Origin of the sequence: Sphingomonas sp. HMP9 (assembly GCF_013374115.1) — a bacterium.
GTDB lineage: Bacteria > Pseudomonadota > Alphaproteobacteria > Sphingomonadales > Sphingomonadaceae > Sphingomonas.
Map to the genome: position 1 here is coordinate 2,394,973 of NZ_AP022673.1, position 16,524 is coordinate 2,411,496.

Genomic DNA, 16,524 nt, shown 5'->3' on the forward strand with positions numbered 1-16,524 from the left:
AAAGCGATGACGGACCCGTTCCAGATCGCAAGAAACGTAGCTGCGGATGCAGTTTATCGTGTCGACTCTGCCGGATCGTTGCGCTCGGGTTCACCGACCGAATTGATAATGGGGCCGCCGCCCATTGCGCCGCCTCCGCCTCCGCCACCTCTTGCTGACTCAGCCTTGCCTTGGTCGTTTTTCCCTCGCCCGACCAAACCCGAGGGTCGCGTCGGCCCCTGTGCCGGTAACACCAAATCGCGTGGAATGGGATCGAGATCCAGCGCTTCGCGGATGAAGTTGCGCATCGAAACGACAAGCTCATGCGTCGGCACGGGGCGTCCGGCGACGAGTTCGTGCGCAGCCCGCGCGGCAAGTTGAACCTGCTCATCGGTGCCGAGGAGAATGATGTCGGACAGTGCGCCCTCAACAGCGTCGCGAATTCTGCGTGCTCGATCGGAACCACTGCTAGCCGCGCCGAGATCAAGCGCCTCCGCGTCCTCTTCAGCCGTGGCTTCACTCCGCTGACGCAGGTCGCGGCGGTGCGCCGGGTCCACGGTCAACGTCCCCGTGAACGATCCGCCCAACGTCTTGTAGGCGGCGATCAGCGTCCGCAGACGTTCGTTGATTTGGCGATTGGTGCGCTCGCGCCGTTGCTGGATCGTCACCATCGTCAACAAGCGGATGCCAACGCCAATCAGCGTGACCAGCGCCAACCCGAAGACGGTGGCGAGTAGGTTCTGCCAGGAACTGAAATCGATATTGCGCACGGCGGATCCTCCAGGGTCGTCAGGTCAAGGTTAGACGAACGGTCGCCTTCAGGCCCTGCTCCGGCAAGTTCGTCAGCGTGATCGTGCCGCCGTTGCGCCGCGCGAGTATGCGGGCGATCGTCAAGCCGAGCCCACTGCCGCCGGTTTCGCGCGACCGCGAGGTTTCGAGGCGGACCATCGGCTCGAACACATCGACGAGCCGGTCCGCCGGAATCCCCGGCCCAGAATCACGCACGCCTATGCACAGTGTTTTGCCGATCACCTCGGTCGAGAGATGCGCGTCGCCGCCATGACGGATCGCGTTGTCGACAAGGTTCTGCACGCAGCGCCGCAACATCTGCGGGCGGCAGGCGACATCTCGATTGGCGCAGATCTCGAACGAGACGACATGCCCGGCATCGGCCTCGTCCGCGATAATGCTGGCGATCATCGAATCCACGTCGAGCAGCGCCTCGGCCTCGACCACGCCTGTGCTGCGTGCGAGCTCCAGCCCCTCGTCGACGATCCCGCGCATCGCGGTCCAGTCCGCGAGCAGGCGCTCGCGCAGTGCCCCTTCCGGCATCTGTTCCAGCCGCAGCCGCTGGCGGGTGAGCGGGGTCTGGAGATCGTGCGTGATCGCGGCGAGCATATGCGTCTGTTCGCTCATGTGCGCGCGCAGGCGGCCCTGCATCGCGTTGAACGCCTGGATCGCGACACGCACGTCGGCCGGACCGCGTTCGGGCAACAGCGGGGCGTCAAGGTCATGGCCGAGGATTGTCGCACCCTCAGCCAGCGCGCGGATCGGTGCCGCGGCCATCCGCGCGACAATCGCAGCCAGCAGAGCGGCAGCGACCGCGAGAATTACGATGAACGCGGGATCGAGGCTACGCGGTGCCTTCAGCAGCAACGGCGGCGGCGCGGTGACGAGGCGATAGGCATAGCCGTCGCGCAACTGTCCGGTGATCAGCCAGCAATCGGTCGTCTGCACCGCGCTGCGCAACGCACGATCGGCGGGCGACGGCCGCCGCCTGCTGCCGATCCGCCGTTCGCACGCGTCTATCGGGATGCTCGTCGCCTTGACCGCGATGGCATCGGGCATCCGCGCATCTAGCAAGGCGGCCAGATCGTCATCGGGTTGCCCGCCGCCAAGGTCTCCGGTCGGCGCGTCGAGGAAAGTGACGCCGTACCGCGACACTTTGGCGCGATCGGCCGGCGGCAGCCGGTCGACCCTGACCAACAGTTCGGCGACGCGCTCGGCCGTGCGGACCGACTGGATACGGCGGATATCGGCGATGCGGTGCCGATCGGCGAGCGTGATGGCGAGCGTTGCCGAGACCGCGATCCCGACCAGCAGGATGACGAAGATCCGCCCCGCCATCGCATCGAGGAAAGCGGGGAGCTTCATTCGAGCTGGACGGCGGCGGCCAGCACATACCCTTCGTTGCGGACCGTGCGGATCAGGTCGCCGCCATCGCGACCGAATTTGTTGCGCAGCCGGCTGACCTGGAGATCGATCGCACGGTCGAGCCCCTCGCCCTGCCGGATCGCACCCATCGCCAGCAATTGCTCGCGGGTCAGCGTCCGGTTGGCATACTCGATGAACATCCGGAGCAGGCGGAATTCGGCCCCCGACAGCATTACGACGCGACCCTCGGGCGCGACCATCTGGCGAAACTCGAAATCGATCGTCCACCCTGCGAACACCGCACGGCGCGCGTCGAGCGGATCGAGATTGGTCGGCAGCGCCTGCGCGCGGCGCAACACGCTGCGGATCCGTGCCAGCAGTTCGCGCGGCTCGAACGGCTTCACGACATAGTCGTCAGCGCCCATTTCGAGCCCGAGGATGCGATCGATCGGGTCGCCTCGCGCGGTCAGCATGATGATCGGCACCGTCGACGTCATCCGGACCTGCCGGCACAGCGCGAGCCCATCCTCGCGCGGCAGATTGAGGTCGAGGATCACGAGATCGATCGCATGCCGATCGAGTTCCTGCCGCATCGCGGTGCCGTCGCCGGCCACCGCGACCGTAAAGCCGGCCACGCCCAGCTGTTCGGCCAGCAGCAAGCGGATGTCGCGATCGTCGTCGACGACGAGCAGGTGTTGCGCACTGTTGTCCACGTCCGCATGATGGCGCCGCAGCGCGGTGCGCGGGGAGTTTATATGTGTCGCCATGTGTCGGGTGTGCCCGTTGACACGATGCGACACAACATTGTCCCTGCCCGACATACATCGCCCGCGCACCCGGCGACCGAACCGCGTATGGGCCGGGCTGGTCCTCCTCGCCAATGACGGGTTGTCTCGATGTCCTCTTCCCCGCCGACCGATCCGCATACCGGCCCCGCAGCCCCACCGGCACCCGAGTCTGCGCACGACCTGCCGCCCGCGCGCCGGTTTTCGTCGCGGACCAAATGGATCAGCTGGGTCGTCGCGATCGTCGTGATCGCGCTCGTGCTGTTCCTGCTGCTTCGTCCGGGCGGCGAGACGACCGAGGGCACCGGCCGTGGTGGGCGGCGCGGAGGCCCGGCGACGACGGTCGGCACCGCCAAGGCGACCGCACGCGACGTGCCCGCCGAGATCGAATCGCTCGGCACGGTAACGCCCGCTGCAACGGTGACGGTGCGCCCGCAGGTTTCGGGGATCATCACCAAGGTGCTGTTCCGCGAGGGCCAGCTCGTGAAGCGCGGCCAGTTGCTCGCGGTGATCGATCCGCGCGCGTATCGTGCGGCGCTGACCCAGGCGGAGGGTGCGTTCAAGCGCGACCGCGCGACGCTGGAGAATGCCCGGCTGACGCTGCGCCGCTTCCAGACCCTGTTGTCGCAGGATTCGATCGCGCGGCAGGAGGTGGATACCCAGGCCGCACTCGTCCGGCAGCTGGAGGGCACCGCCGACGTCAATCGCGGCGCGGCGGATGCGGCGCGGTTGAACCTCACCTTCACCAACATCGTGTCGCCAGTCGACGGGCGGGTCGGACTGCGGGTGGTCGATGTCGGCAATTATATCGGCGCAGGCGATGCGAACGGGCTGGTGATCGTCACGACGCTGGCGCCGATCGACGTGGAATTCACCATTCCGCAGGATCAGGTGCCGGTCGTGCAGCAACGGATCGCGACCAACGCGGCGCTCGGCGCGACCGCGCTCGACAGGACGCGGACCAACCTGCTCGATCGCGGGCAGTTCCTGTCGCTCAACAACCAGGTCGCGACCGATACGGGCACGGTGCGTGCCAAGGCGCGGTTCCCCAATAGCGGCGGCGCGCTGTACCCCAGCCAGTTCGTAAACCTGCGGCTGCTGGTCAACACGCTGACCGGCGCGGTGACGGTACCGCAGACCGCGGTGCGGCAGGGGACGGCGGGCACCTATGTCTGGCTGCTTGATGCCGAGAACAAGGCGCACCAGCGCAAGGTCGTGACCGGGCCGTCGATCGACGACAGCGTGACGATCACCAGCGGGCTGAAAGTCGGCGAGACGGTGGTCACCGAAGGCGGCGACCGGCTGACCGAGGGTGGCAAGGTCCAGACCGCGGCAACCGCGGCGAAGGCGGCCGCGCGCCCCGGCGGCAAGGGTGAAGGGCGTCGTCGCCGGGCCGCCAACTGATGAATCCGTCGCGTCTCTTCATCCTGCGCCCGGTCGCCACGTCGCTGTTCATGGTGGCGATGGTGCTGGCCGGGCTGGTCGGCTTCAGGCTGCTGTCACTGTCGGCGCTGCCCGAGGTCGATTACCCGACGATCCAGGTCACAACGCTCTATCCGGGCGCGAGCCCCGAGGTGATGAGCCAGACCGTCACCGCGCCGCTGGAACGCCAGTTCGGCGAGATGGCCGGGCTGTCGCGCATGTCGGCGAAGAGCTCGGCGGGCGCGTCGGTGGTGACTTTGGTGTTCGGGCTCGACGCGAGCCTCGACGTCGCCGAGCAGGAGGTCCAGGCGGCGATCAACGGCGCGAGCGCACTGCTCCCCGCCGATCTTCCCGCGCCGCCGGTCTATGCCAAGGTGAACCCCGCCGACGCGCCGGTGCTGACCCTCGCCATCACCTCGAAGACGATGCCGCTGACCGAGGCGCAGAACCTCGTCTACACGCGGATGGCGCAGAAGATCAGCCAGGTCTCGGGCGTGGGACAGGTCAATTTGTCGGGCGGTCAGAAACCCGCGGTCCGCATCCAGGCCGACACGCAGGCGCTTGCGAGCTACGGCATCTCGCTGGCGACCGTGCGGACCGCGATCGACAACGCCAATGCCAACAGCGCCAAGGGCAGCTTCGATGGCCCCACGCGCGCCTATCAGATCAACGCCAACGACCAGTTGCTGACGGTCGACGATTACGCGAACCTGATCGTGTCCTTCGCCAACAACGCGCCCGTGCGGCTGCGCGACATCGCCACCGTCGCCGACGGGGCCGAGAACGAGCGGCTGGGCGCGCTCGCCAACCTCGAACCGGCGATCATCCTCAACGTCCAGCGCCAGCCCGGCGCCAACGTCATCCAGACCGTCGACGGCATCAAAGCGCTGTTGCCCGAACTGCAGAAGGCGCTGCCCGCCGGCCTGACCGTCACGATCCTTACCGATCGCACGACGAGCATCCGGTCCTCGATCGCGCATGTCGAGATGGAGCTGCTGCTGGCGATCGTGTTCGTCGTGCTGGTGATCTTCTTCTTCCTGCACTCGATCCGCGCGACGATCATCGCCGGGCTGGCGGTGCCGATCTCGCTGATCGGGACGTGCGCGATCATGTATCTGCTCGGCTACAGCCTCAACAACCTGACGCTGATGGCGCTGACGATCGCGACCGGCTTCGTGGTCGACGACGCGATCGTGATGATCGAGAATATCCAGCGGCATATCGAGGACGGCATGCGGCCGTTCGAGGCGGCGCTGAAGGGCGCGAGCGAGATCGGCTTCACGATCATCTCGCTCACCATCTCGCTGATCGCGGTGCTGATCCCGCTGTTGTTCATGGGCGACGTCGTCGGGCGGCTCTTCCGTGAATTCGCGATGACGCTGGCGATCACGATCCTGTTCTCCGCGCTCGTCTCGCTGACGCTGACGCCGATGCTGTCGGCGCGCTGGCTGAAGGGGCATGGCGAGGAGAAGCCGACCTGGATCGGTGATAAGTCGCAGGCGATGTTCATCCGGCTGGAGGGCTGGTACGAACGCACGCTGCGCCGCGTGATGAACCGCCAGAAGCTGACCCTGGCGGTTGCGGTCGCGACCTTGGTCGTCACCGCCCTGCTCTATGTCGTCATTCCCAAGGGACTGTTTCCGGTCCAGTCGACCGGCCAGTTGCAGGTCCGCACCGAGGCTTCGACGACGATCTCCTATGCCGAGATGGCTGCGCTCCAGAAGCGCGCGGTCGGGGTCGTGCTCGCCGACCCTGCGGTAAAAAGCGTCAGCAGCTTCATCGGCGTCGATGGTGCGATCAACGGCGCGCTGAACGGTGGCCAGATGCTGGTCAACCTCAAGGAAGGGTCGGATGCGCAGGACATCGTGATGGACCGACTCCGCACCGCCGTCGCGAAGCTCCCCGGCATCCGCATTTTCGTCCAGCCGACGCAGGATCTGACGATTGATGCCGAGACCGGCCCGACGCAATATCGCGTGTCGCTGGAGGGGGCGGACACCGCGACGATCGCCGCACAGGCCGCGCGCGTCACCGCCGCGTTGCAGAAGGTCGACAAGATCCGCAACGTCTACAGCGACGCCGCCGGGTCGTCCGCCGCGGCCTATGTCCAGATCGACCGCGACAGCGCGAGCCGGGTCGGCATCACCGCCGCCAGCATCGACGACGCGCTGTATTCCGCGTTCGGGCAGCGCATCGTCTCGACGATCTTCACCGAGACCAACCAGTACCGCGTCATCCTGGAGGCGAAGCCCGGCCTGCTCCGCGATCCCGCCTCGCTCGGCCTGCTCAACCTGCCGACCACCGGCAGTGCGCCGACGCCGTTGAGCGCGATCGCGACGATCCGCGAGGGCACGTCGCCGCTGATGGTCAACCATGTCGCACAGTTCCCCGCGGCGACGATCGGCTTCGATCCCGCGCCCGGCGTCTCGCTCGGCAGCGCGGTCGGCGCGGTGCGCGACAAGCTGGCGGAGATCGGCATGCCCGCGGGCGTGACCGTCACCTTCCTGGGCGCGGCCGGCGCGTTCGAGACGTCGCTCAACAACCAGCTGCTGCTGATCCTCGCCGCGCTGGTCTGCGTCTATATCGTGCTCGGCGTGCTGTACGAGAGCTTCATCCACCCGCTGACGATCCTGTCGACCCTCCCCTCGGCCAGCGTCGGCGCGATCCTCGCCCTCTGGATCACCGGCAACGACCTGGGCGTGATCGCGATCATCGGCGTCATCCTGCTGATCGGCATCGTCAAGAAGAACGCGATCATGATGATCGACTTCGCGATTTCCGCCGAGCGCGAGGGCATGGCGCCGGAGGACGCGATCTTCCGCGCGGCCGTGCTGCGCTTCCGCCCGATCCTGATGACCACGTTTGCCGCGCTGTTCGCCGCGGTTCCGCTGATGCTCGGCGTCGGCGACGGCGCCGAACTGCGCCGGCCGCTCGGCATCGCGATCTTCGGCGGCCTGCTCGTCAGCCAAGTGCTGACAGTATTCACGACGCCGGTCGTCTATCTCGCCTTCGACCGGCTCAACCGCCGGGTCATGCGCCGCGGTGCCGCCACGCCGCCGCCCGAAGCGACGACATGAACCTGTCGCAGCCCTTCATCCGGCGACCGATCGCGACGATCCTGCTGACGCTCGGACTGGCGCTGGTCGGGATATTGGCGTTTTTCCAGCTCGCGGTCGCGCCGCTGCCGCAGGTCGATTATCCGACGATCTCGGTCTCGGCGAACCTGTCGGGTGCGAGCCCGGACACGATGGCGTCGAGCGTCGCGACCCCGCTCGAACGGCGGCTCGGCACGATCGCCGACGTCACCGAGATGACCTCGCGCAGTTCGACCGGCTCGACGCGGATCACGCTGCAATTCGGGCTCGACCGCGACATCGACGGCGCCGCGCGCGAAGTACAGGCGGCGATCAACGCCGCGCGCGCCGACCTGCCCGCGACGCTGAAGTCGAACCCGACGTACAACAAGGTCAATCCCGCCAGCCAGCCGGTCATCACGCTCGCGCTCACCTCCGACAGCAAGACGCCAGGGCAGATGTACGAGGCGGTGTCGAACATCGTGTCGCAGCGCCTGTCGCAACTGCCCGGTGTCGGCGAGGTCGAGATCGGCGGCGGCTCGCTGCCCGCCGTTCGCGTCTCGGCCAAGCCCTATGCGCTCAACGCCTACGGGATCAGCATGGAGGATGTCCGCGCCGCGATCGAGGCGGCCAACGCTAACCGTCCCAAGGGCGCGATCGAGGGCACTGCGGGGCAGCGCTACCAGGTCTATACCGACACGATCGGGCGCGATGCCAAGGGTTACGGCAACCTTGTCGTCGCGTGGCGCAACAATGCCGCGGTCCGGCTGAAGGACGTCGCGACCGTATCCTCCAGCGTGGCGGACACCCGCACGCTCGGGCTCTTCAACGGCAAGCCCGCGATCATCGTGCTCGTCACGCAACAGCCCGATGCGAATTTGATCGAGCTGGTCGATGCGATCCGCGCCGAGCTGCCGACGCTCCAGGCACAATTGCCGCAGGACATCCACATCGCGGTCGCCAATGATCGCACCAGTTCGATCCGGTCCTCGCTGCACGAGATCGAGGTGACGTTGCTCGTTTCGATCGCGCTCGTCGTGCTGGTCGTCGGCATCTTCCTGCGCGACGTGCGGGCCACCTTCATCCCGGCGGCGGCAACGATCGTGTCGCTGCTCGCGACCTTCGGGGTGATGTACCTGCTCGGCTATTCGCTCAACAACCTGTCGCTGATGGCGATCATCGTCGCGACCGGTTTCGTCGTCGACGACGCGATCGTCGTGCTGGAGAACACCACGCGCCATCTCGAACAGGGCATGGACCGGATGAGCGCGGCGCTGCTCGGCGCGCGCGAGGTCGGGTTCACGGTGCTGTCGATCAGCGTTTCGCTGGTCGCGGTGTTCATCCCCCTGCTGTTCATGGGCGGGCAGGTCGGCCGGCTGTTCAAGGAGTTCGCGGTCACGCTGTCGGTGGCGGTGATGATCTCGCTCGTCCTGTCGCTGACGACGACGCCGATGCTGTGCGCGTGGCTGTTGAAGGTCCGCGACCCGGACCAGCCCGAAGGTCGTATCGGGCGGACGTTCGAACGCGGGTTCGCGAAGATCCAGTCGGCCTATGCGACCTGCCTCGACTGGGCACTGGCGATGAAGCCGCTGGTGATGATGCTGCTCGTGCTGGTGATGGCGCTGACCGTCTATCTGTACGTGATCGTGCCCAAGGGGTTCTTTCCGCAGCAGGACAGCCCGATCCTCAACGCGGGCGTGCGCGCAGACCAGAGCGTCTCGTTCCAGGCGATGGAGGCGAAGCTGCGCGCGGTGGTCGACATCATCCGCCGCGATCCCGCGGTCGACAGCGTGGTCGGCTTCACCGGCGGTGCCCGCGCGGGCAGCGCATTCATGTCGGTGAACCTCAAGCCGCTCGCCGACCGCAAGGAAACCGGCGCGGTCGTCATCGCGCGCCTCAAGAAGAAGCTCGATCCGGTCACCGGCATTTCGGTCTTCCTGAACCCGGTGCAGGACGTGCGGATGGGCGGACGCCAGTCCAACTCGACCTACCAATATTCGCTGATCTCCGACAATAACGACGCGTTGAAGACCTGGGCGCCCAAGCTCGTCGAGGCGATGAAGCGGCATCCCGAACTGACCGATATCGACAGCGACCAGGCCGAGAACGGCATCGAGAGCTTCGTCGACATCGATCGCGACAGCGCCAACCGGCTCGGCATATCGCCGCGCGACGTCGACAACGCGCTCTACAATGCGTTCGGCCAGCGCCAGGTCGCGACGATCTACGAGGACATCAACCAGTACGGCGTGATCCTCGAATGGCCGCCCGCCGCGACCCAGGGCCCCGCCGCGCTCGCCGATGTCTATGTGCCGACGGGATCGCGCGCCGATGCGCCTGCAACCGAGGCGACCAGCGCGCTCACCAGCGGCGGCACGCTGTCGTCGGGTGCGACCTCGACGGCCAGCGACCCGTCGAACGCGGCGACGCTTGGCACCAGTGCGGCCGGCACCACCAATCCGGCGCTGCGCGATCCCTCGACCGGGTCCGCGCTCAGCACCGCACCGCGGACGATGACGCCGCTGTCGGCGATCGCGCGGTTCACCCAGTCGTCGACCGCTGCCTCGGTCAATCACGACAATGGCGAGGTTTCGACGACGATCTCGTTCAACCTCGCGCCCGGCGCGACGCTGGGCGATGCGGAGGCCGCGATCGCCGCCGCGCAGGACGAGATCGTGATGCCGACCAACGTGCGCGGCGCGTTCGCCGGCACCGCGCAGAGCTTCCGCGATCAATTGTCGCAACAGCCGCTGCTGATCTTCGCGGCGCTGGTGACGATCTATCTCGTGCTTGGCATGCTGTACGAGAGCATGATCCATCCGTTGACGGTGCTGTCGACGCTGCCCGCCGCCGGGTTCGGGGCTGTGCTCGCGCTCCAGTTGCTCGGCATGGAGTTCTCGATCATCGCGCTGATCGGCGTGTTCCTGCTGCTCGGCATCGTGAAGAAGAACGCGATCCTGATCATCGATTTCGCGCTGAGTGCACAACGCGATCGTGGCTTGTCGGCGGAGGACGCGGTGCGCGAGGCGAGCCTGCTGCGCTTCCGCCCGATCCTGATGACGACGCTGGCCGCGGCGCTCGGCGTCGTGCCGCTCGCGATCGGGTTCGGCGAAGGCTCCGAACTGCGCCAGCCGCTCGGCATCACGATCATCGGCGGGTTGATCGCGAGCCAGTTGCTGACGCTGATCACGACCCCGGTCGTCTATGTCTATCTCGATCGCCTTACCGGCCGGCGCGCGCGCCGATCCGCCGAAGCCCCTCCCCGGATACAGACTGCATGAGCAAGATCCATCTGCTGACCGCGCTGCTGGCGCTGCCGATCGCCGCCTGCGCGGTCGGGCCGAATTATGCGCGACCCGAGGCCGCCGTGCCGACCGGCTTCAAGACCGCGCCCGGCTGGATCGCGGCAACGCCCGCCGATCATCTCGACCGCGCCGGCTGGTGGAAGCTGTTCGGCGATCCCGTGCTCGACGAGCTTGCCGCGCGGGCGACGCAGGCGAACCAGTCGATCGCGCTGGCGGACGCGAATTACCGCCAGGCGCGCGCGGTCGTGCGCGAGCAGCGCGCCGGCCTGTTCCCGACGATCAGCCTCGATGCGTCGGGCGTGCGATCGGGCAGCGGGCGCGGCAATACGATCACGACGATCGGCTCCGGCAGCAACACGGGCACGGGGACGACCCCCGGTACGGGCACGGGTACGGGCACGAACCCGGGCACCGGCACGGGTACAACGATCAGCACCGGCCGGAGCGGCAACAGCACCTACCGCGTGAACATCGGCGCAAGCTGGGAGGTCGACCTGTTCGGCCGCATCCGCCGCACCGTCGAGAATGCCCGCGCCACCGCCGATGCGCGCCTCGCCGACCTCTATTCCGCGCAACTGGCCGTGCAGGGCGAGCTCGTCACCAACTATCTGTCGCTCCGCGCGACCGATGCGCAGATCGATCTCGCGCGCCGCACGACCGCGGGCTACCAGCGCGCGCTGCAGATCGCGACCAACCGCTACAATGCGGGCATCGTCGCGCGCATCGATGTGTTCCAGGCGCAGTCCCTGCTCGCCACGACGCAGTCCAATCTGGAGGGGCTGACCAACGATCGCCGCGTGCTGGAGAACGCGATCGCGGTGCTGGTCGGCGAACCCGCGGGCAATTTCATCATTGCCCCCGCCCCGCGCGTTGCGACGGTGCCACGCGTGCCGGTCGACCTGCCCTCGACGCTGCTCCAGCGCCGCCCCGATATCGCCGCCGGCGAACGCGCCGTTGCCGCCGCCAATGCAAGCATAGGCATCGAGCAATCGGCCTTCTTCCCGACGCTCGCCTTGTCGGCGGACGGCGGCGTGTCCGCGGGCGGAATCGGCGGGCTGTTCTCGTCAGGAGCCTCGCTGTGGTCGGTCGGCGCCTCGCTCGCGCAGACGGTCTTCGATTTCGGCGCCCGCAGCGCGCGGGTAGAACAGGCACGCGCCGCCTATGACGCGGCGGTCGCGACCTACCGCGACACGACGCTCACCGCATTCGCCGATGTCGAGAACCAGCTGACCGCCGCCGCCGTCCTCTCGCGCCAGCAGGCGTTGCTGCAAACCGCGTCGCAGGCCGCCGACCGCTCCGAGGCGATCGTCCTGAACCAGTATCTCAGCGGCCAGGTCAATTACACTGACGTCGTCACGGCGCAGGCGACCGCGCTCAACGCGCGCGTCGCGGCGCTACAGAACTCGCTCGATCGCCAGACCGTCGCCGTCGCGCTGATCCAGGCGATCGGAGGCGGCTGGGACGACAGCCTGCTGGCGGCAATGCCCCCGTTAAAATCTGGCTCCGGCCCGGATCGGTGAGTGGCAGGTCTGTGATGCCAGAGGTACTCTGACTTTTGTGCACAAACTGCGCAGCCAACCTGCTCTGCAATGCCTTTGGAATGACCCGAAATTCAGACACTTTCACCGTTGCGCTGGCCGCTTTTGGCGTCTGATCTGCCGGCATAGACGTCATGGCTTGGGGGGGTAACAAACCGTACGCTATTTGGGAGGCGGTTGGCGTGAGCCAACATTGCGTCACGCAGTCCCTTTTCAGAAAAGGACGGCGGACCGAGAACCTTGTGCAACCATGCCGAGCAATCGCGAATGCGCTGGACACCGTTTTGGGGAGCGCCCAAATTCCGGCAGTATCCAACAATCATCATGGGACCGTAGATGACCCTTCGTTCGATAGCCGCGCTCGGATTTGCCGTATTCTTAGGGTCGACGGTGCTGGCAAAGCCGGTGCCGATCGGGCCTGCGGCGGTGCCGTTCAGCATCGGCTCGGTGCGCGCCGTGGCCTTGCGGGACATGATCAACCGCGTTCCGAACGACGGCAGCGTGTTCGGCAAGAAGGAAGGCCCGGCAGCTGTCGCGGACATATTGCGGAAAGCAGGTGCGCCGACCGACGCGTTATCGCTCGGCGTCGATGCGCTGCTTGTCCGCATGCCGAGCCGTATGGTCCTCATCGACACTGGCCTGGGCCCCAAGGTTGGTGGCGCCCTGATGCAGAGCCTAGCGCTCGCCAAGGTATCGCCGGCGGACATTACTGACGTCCTGATCACGCATTCGCACGGCGATCATGTCGGCGGGCTGTCGAGCGCGGACGGCAAACTGGCGTTTCCCAACGCGACGATCCGTATGACGCGCGCCGAATGGGCGTTCATGCAGAGCCAGCCCGACAATGCGGCGCTAGTCGCGACGATCACGCCGAAGGTCACGCCATTTGATCCTGGCACCGTGGTGATGCCGGGTATCCGCGCGGTACCACTGTCGGGACATACGCCCGGCCATAGCGGCTACGAAATCACGTCAAACGGCCAGAAGCTGCTCGACATGGGCGACACCGCCCATAGCGCTATCGTGTCTCTCGCCAGACCCGAATGGATCATCGGCTACGACACCGACGGGGAGCAGGGGCGCCAGCGGCGGACGGCCGAATTGGGCAAGTTGGCAGCGAGCGGCGAACATGTGTTCAGCCCGCATTTTCCGTTCCCAGGGCTCGGACAGATCATCAAGGTTGGCACTGCTTATCGTTGGCAACCGGTGAAACGCTGACACCAACGGGATGCCGTCTTCACAGCATGCCAATGTTACGTAACCACTGCTTGACCCGTCTGGGCCATTCCCGCGAAACAGGATCGGCCGTGGCCGCATTCCGAGAGCATGGCCCCCCTTGGCGGACAGGCGCATATCGACCGGCACGCTCGCATCACTGAGCATCACGGCATAGGCCCAAGGGTCAGGACTCGTTGATCATAGCCAGAAGATGACGGTGGCGGCGAGGGTCACAGCGGAGAAGAAGACGGTCGGGCATCGATCGTAGCGCGTGGCGACGCGGCGCCAGTCCTTCAGACGGCCGAACATAATCTCGATACGGCTCCGGCTTCGGTAGCGGCGCTTGTCGTATTTGACGGGCATGTTCCGAGATTTTCGGCCTGGAATGCAGGGCGTTATGCCCTTTGCCTGAAGAGCGTCCCTGTACCGGTCTGCGCCGTAGCCGCGGTCGCCCAGCATCCACTGCGCCTGGGGTAGATTCTCGAGCAGTTCGGCAGCGCCGGTGTAGTCGCTGACCTGGCCAGCGGTCATGAAGAAGCTGAGCGGTCTACCTTCTGCATAGGTGACGGCGTGCAGCTTGGTGTTAATGCTCCCTTTGGTGCGCCCGATGAGGCGCCCAAGGCCCCGTTTTTAACCCGCAGGCTCGATGCCGTGCGGTGTGCCTTCAGGTAAGTCGCGTCGATCATGATCGTCTTCGGCGTGACGCTCGCGGCCGCCAACCCCTCCTTCATGCGAAGGAATATGCCCCTTTCGCCCCCACCGCTTCCACCGGTTGAAGAGCGTCTTGTGAGGGCCATACTCCTTGGGTGCATCGCACCCGCGCAGCCCGTTGCGGTTGACGAAAACGATGCCGCTCGACCCCCGCCAATCATCAACCCGGGACTTGCCGTGGCTCTTGGGAAAATACGGCTCGAGCCGCGCCATCTGCTCGTCGGTCAACCAGTACAGGTCGCTCACCCTCGGTCGCCTCACGGAGCCTGAATCAGATCGCGCCATTCAAATCATCGGGTCCTGACCCTAGCCAGAACGGCGGGCAGCCGCCTTGCGCCATAAGCGACTTTATACCAATTGGGCGCTCATCAGGAACCTTGCGCGGCTGGCGGCGGATTTTAGTTTCAGTGCCTGAACTTCGCGCTGTTCGGTCGCATCCAGAATAGCTTCCAACAAACGGCTGAAATGCTGGCGCATCGCCGCGCGCGCTGCGACGGAGTCCCGTCGCCGCAGGGCGTCTACGATCGCGGCATGCTCACGGTGACGTACGCTTGCGTCATGATGGCACACCGATTTGTGCGTATCGCGGACATCCTGAATTTCGGTCCGCATGCGCCATAACGTCTCGACCGTGTGCGTGATCGCCCGGTTGCCGGATGCCGAGGCTATGGTCAGGTGGAACGCGCGGTCGATTTCAGTGATGCGATCATCATCCGCCCCTTCCTCGGCCATGTCCTTCAACAACTGAGGGGGCGCTATTGCGGCCGAAACGCGGTCGAGGCGGGCTATGTGGCTGGATCCTTGCTGGTCGCGATGCTCGATACGTCGCCGGACTTCAGGGACGTGGCGCTGGCTGAACACGCCGAGGTCAAGGCGCCTACACTGGACGCCGAGCGGTGCAGGGCCGAAGCGGAGGGCGCCGGTTACGGATAATTACCGGCTGTCACGTGCGCACGGATATGGAAGGTGTTGTCCGCCACCTCATCCATGTCGAACGGGACCGCCATGCGATAGCCGTCCTGGGCAAGGACGGCCGCCAGTCCGCCGAGCAACATTTCCTGTCGCCGATCCAGATCGTTTTGCGAGACCAGCGGGCGGATCGTCGCTGTCAGCGAGCATTGCTCGGCCCGGCATTCCATCGCGACCTCGGAAAGCAGGGGATAAGCGCCGCGCAGGTCCGCAACCGCGGCCTCGACTGGCATCGCGGTCGGCGCGACGCGGTTGGGGCTAGTCGGGGTCAGCGGTACGGCCTTGGCCGCGGTAATGGGCGCGCCGCGGACCACAACGATCCCCGTTGCCGGATTCGAACGCGCGCGAGGATGCCATCCGGCGATTATCCCGCTCACGACGAGCACCGACGTCAAGCCGCCGAACAACAATGCACCAGATCGGGAACGAACGATTTGCATGCGGCCTCCGTAGCGCCAAGCACCCTGCGCCGCCGAGACATAGGCGGCGCAGGGTATCGATCAGCAGATGGCCGAGCCCGCCGGGCACCCCGGCGAGTTGACGCCGGTATCGAGATTGGCGTCGAACCCGGGCGCTATGCCGCTCGCATTGGCTGCCGCGAGCGTGCTTGCGAACCGAGCCTCCTTGTTGTCGAAATTCGCGCCCTTGAAATCATAGTCGGACACTGCGGTCCTGGCCGCCAGCGAAGGATAGCCATTCCAGCTCACCAGCGGCTGGATCAGCCATTGACCGGTGCCATTCTCGGCCGGCTCGTCGCCGCCGTCGGTCTTGGAGAAGCGCCACAGATGGGAGAAACCCCAGGTCTCGTAATGGAAGACCAGCTTGGCATGCTCGCCACTCGCATCGCTGACGAAGCGCAGCTGCCCACCACTCGTAGCACGCGTATCCCACTTGCCATGGTCGCCGCGCGTGACGCCGACGACGCGGCTGCCGGTGCCCTGGTCGGTCGTCCAGACGATGATCGATTCCCAGTCATAGGCGTGCGAGAAATCGGACTGCCAGAAATAGCTGTAGACCCGCCCGCAATAGCCGTTGTTGCAGCGGCTGCGCGCGTAGACGTTGCTCTGCGTGCGGTAGCTGGCGCTGCGGCACGACGCCGGCGGCCGCGTGGCGTAGGTGGATGCGGCCGGGCTGATGGCGCCTGCCGCATCGACGGCAGGCACGTTGAAGCAGACGTCGGTGTCGAAGTCGATCGCAGGTTGGAAACGCTTGTCGAGCGCAGTGGCACGTTCTGGCAGCGGCGAGACTGGCGCTGGCCAGCCCTGCGCGAAGGCGGGCGTCACCTGCGCCAGCAGCATGGCGGCGGCGGTGCCGATCATCAGGGATAGCCGGTTCGTCGAGACATGGCTTTTCATACAAACTCCCGTTG

The 16,524-nt window shown here is 66.2% G+C and carries 11 protein-coding genes and 1 pseudogene; 5 read left to right on the forward strand and 7 right to left on the reverse strand.

What is annotated here, in order from left to right; genetic code table 11:
- Window positions 1-53: 53 nt before the first annotated feature.
- From HMP09_RS10605 to HMP09_RS10615, 3 genes are read right to left on the reverse strand one after another with little or no spacing between them, the layout of a single operon-like run.
- Entirely contained in the window at window positions 54-749 is a 696-nt protein-coding gene (locus HMP09_RS10605; protein WP_176500339.1) for a hypothetical protein, read from the reverse strand.
- Between the two features lie 19 nt (window positions 750-768).
- Window positions 769-2,133, reverse strand: a complete 1,365-nt coding sequence (locus tag HMP09_RS10610; RefSeq protein WP_176500340.1) for an ATP-binding protein — start codon at window positions 2,131-2,133, stop codon at window positions 769-771.
- The gene (locus HMP09_RS10615) at window positions 2,130-2,900 is read right to left on the reverse strand and encodes a response regulator transcription factor (RefSeq protein ID WP_176500341.1); all 771 of its coding nucleotides are present in this window, start codon (window positions 2,898-2,900) and stop codon (window positions 2,130-2,132) included. Before HMP09_RS10615 ends, HMP09_RS10610 begins: the two co-directional genes overlap by 4 nt.
- A 129-nt stretch (window positions 2,901-3,029) precedes the next feature.
- On the opposite strand from HMP09_RS10615, the gene HMP09_RS10620 reads away from it, so the two are divergent.
- The 5 genes from HMP09_RS10620 (at window position 3,030) to HMP09_RS10640 (ending at window position 13,475) form a co-directional block, all read left to right on the forward strand.
- Window positions 3,030-4,322 carry an efflux RND transporter periplasmic adaptor subunit gene (locus HMP09_RS10620; protein WP_176500342.1) on the forward strand — a complete coding sequence of 431 codons (1,293 nt, stop codon included), beginning with the start codon at window positions 3,030-3,032 and terminating at the stop codon, window positions 4,320-4,322.
- Window positions 4,322-7,417: an efflux RND transporter permease subunit gene (locus HMP09_RS10625; protein WP_176500343.1), complete on the forward strand. Its 3,096-nt coding sequence runs from the start codon at window positions 4,322-4,324 to the stop codon at window positions 7,415-7,417. Before HMP09_RS10620 ends, HMP09_RS10625 begins: the two co-directional genes overlap by 1 nt.
- The gene (locus tag HMP09_RS10630) at window positions 7,414-10,695 is read left to right on the forward strand and encodes an efflux RND transporter permease subunit (RefSeq protein ID WP_176500344.1); all 3,282 of its coding nucleotides are present in this window, start codon (window positions 7,414-7,416) and stop codon (window positions 10,693-10,695) included. Before HMP09_RS10625 ends, HMP09_RS10630 begins: the two co-directional genes overlap by 4 nt.
- On the forward strand, window positions 10,692-12,239 hold the full coding sequence (locus HMP09_RS10635) for an efflux transporter outer membrane subunit (RefSeq protein WP_176500345.1): 1,548 nt from the start codon (window positions 10,692-10,694) through the stop codon (window positions 12,237-12,239). The genes HMP09_RS10630 and HMP09_RS10635 overlap by 4 nt, the downstream gene beginning before the upstream one ends.
- Before the next feature lie 354 nt (window positions 12,240-12,593).
- The gene (locus HMP09_RS10640) at window positions 12,594-13,475 is read left to right on the forward strand and encodes an MBL fold metallo-hydrolase (protein ID WP_176500346.1); all 882 of its coding nucleotides are present in this window, start codon (window positions 12,594-12,596) and stop codon (window positions 13,473-13,475) included.
- A 198-nt stretch (window positions 13,476-13,673) separates the two neighbouring features.
- Here HMP09_RS10640 and HMP09_RS10645 read toward each other — a convergent pair.
- The 4 genes and pseudogenes from HMP09_RS10645 to HMP09_RS10660 form a co-directional block, all read right to left on the reverse strand.
- A pseudogene (locus HMP09_RS10645) lies at window positions 13,674-14,432 on the reverse strand (IS5 family transposase).
- A gap of 102 nt (window positions 14,433-14,534) precedes the next feature.
- On the reverse strand, window positions 14,535-15,047 hold the full coding sequence (locus tag HMP09_RS10650; protein ID WP_232090181.1) for a FadR/GntR family transcriptional regulator: 513 nt from the start codon (window positions 15,045-15,047) through the stop codon (window positions 14,535-14,537).
- Window positions 15,048-15,109: 62 nt separating this feature from the next.
- Window positions 15,110-15,595: a hypothetical protein gene (locus HMP09_RS10655; protein ID WP_176500347.1), complete on the reverse strand. Its 486-nt coding sequence runs from the start codon at window positions 15,593-15,595 to the stop codon at window positions 15,110-15,112.
- Window positions 15,596-15,655: 60 nt separating this feature from the next.
- Entirely contained in the window at window positions 15,656-16,510 is an 855-nt protein-coding gene (locus tag HMP09_RS10660) for an NPP1 family protein (RefSeq protein ID WP_176500348.1), read from the reverse strand.
- Window positions 16,511-16,524 lie beyond the last annotated feature (14 nt).

Coding starts and splice junctions, on each gene's coding strand:
- HMP09_RS10610 (WP_176500340.1), bottom strand. CDS start 2,133: ATGAAGCTCCCCGCTTTCCTCGATGCGATGGCGGGGCGGATCTTCGTC.
- HMP09_RS10615 (WP_176500341.1), bottom strand. CDS start 2,900: ATGGCGACACATATAAACTCCCCGCGCACCGCGCTGCGGCGCCATCAT.
- HMP09_RS10620 (WP_176500342.1), top strand. CDS start 3,030: ATGTCCTCTTCCCCGCCGACCGATCCGCATACCGGCCCCGCAGCCCCA.
- HMP09_RS10625 (WP_176500343.1), top strand. CDS start 4,322: ATGAATCCGTCGCGTCTCTTCATCCTGCGCCCGGTCGCCACGTCGCTG.
- HMP09_RS10630 (WP_176500344.1), top strand. CDS start 7,414: ATGAACCTGTCGCAGCCCTTCATCCGGCGACCGATCGCGACGATCCTG.
- HMP09_RS10635 (WP_176500345.1), top strand. CDS start 10,692: ATGAGCAAGATCCATCTGCTGACCGCGCTGCTGGCGCTGCCGATCGCC.
- HMP09_RS10640 (WP_176500346.1), top strand. CDS start 12,594: ATGACCCTTCGTTCGATAGCCGCGCTCGGATTTGCCGTATTCTTAGGG.
- HMP09_RS10655 (WP_176500347.1), bottom strand. CDS start 15,595: ATGCAAATCGTTCGTTCCCGATCTGGTGCATTGTTGTTCGGCGGCTTG.
- HMP09_RS10660 (WP_176500348.1), bottom strand. CDS start 16,510: ATGAAAAGCCATGTCTCGACGAACCGGCTATCCCTGATGATCGGCACC.